The 857-nt window shown below is 40.7% G+C and carries 2 pseudogenes; both read right to left on the bottom strand.

Annotated elements, in window-relative coordinates:
• Positions 1–130: 130 nt before the first annotated feature.
• Positions 131–590 (bottom strand): annotated as a pseudogene (gene recX, locus CIK04_RS28755) (recombination regulator RecX).
• Positions 591–700: 110 nt separating this feature from the next.
• Positions 701–857: pseudogene (gene recA / locus CIK04_RS34705) on the bottom strand (recombinase RecA); the annotation flags it as partial.

Raw genomic sequence — 857 nt, forward strand, 5'->3', positions numbered from 1 at the left:
TCATGCTTAAAGCTTCGACTAGTTTCGATTATGAAAAGAGCGGTGAAATGAAAAAATCGTTTAATAGCGAGAAATCATGATTCTTTACGAAAGTGAGGAGAGAAAAGTTAGGAGGGAATGGACGGAAACATTATGCTTCATCGCTTAGCGCATAGACGTATCTGTTCAAATGAAAMACCACGATATTGGAGTAAAGCGAACTTGTTTTGCATACTCTTTTTGTTCTTTGGCCTTTACTCCGTTGAACTTTTTCATTGCAACGGATTTGGCTAGCTCAAACCAATCTTGTGGCTCTTCCGTAAATGCATTTTCAACCACAGAATCGGCGACTTGCTTAAGCGATAACTCCTGTCGTATGCGTCTTTCTCCATGCCCTTTTCCAACGTGTTGTCGGATTTGGCTTTTGGCATAACGAAGATCATCGAGATAACCATGTTCCAAGCAAAAATGCAGCGCATTTCAATATCTTGGCTAGCGTATCCTTTCACAGTGAGTTTTGTTTACTCATACTGACCATGATCTCGTCGACTGAGCAGCTGAATCGCCGTGTCTTTGCAACTCATCATTGGCGGCGTAAAGCGATGATGCATCAGAACTCCTTAAATAGGGGGGATAAGTAAAGAAAGTGAATCCGAAATAGAAAAGAGAAAAGAAGAAAAAAGCCCATGCATTGCAGGGCTTGATGAAATAGAGGCTGAAATTAAAACTCTTCTTGCTCTGGCATTTCTTCGACTAACTCTGCCGATTCATCGTTGATGTTTGCTGAAGAAAGCAACAATTTCACGCAATTTTGTATCCAGTACTTTGCTTACATCTACGTTTCTTTCAGGTTACTTACATGTCGTTCGCTTTACCTT

Source organism: Vibrio sp. 03_296, assembly GCF_002265885.1.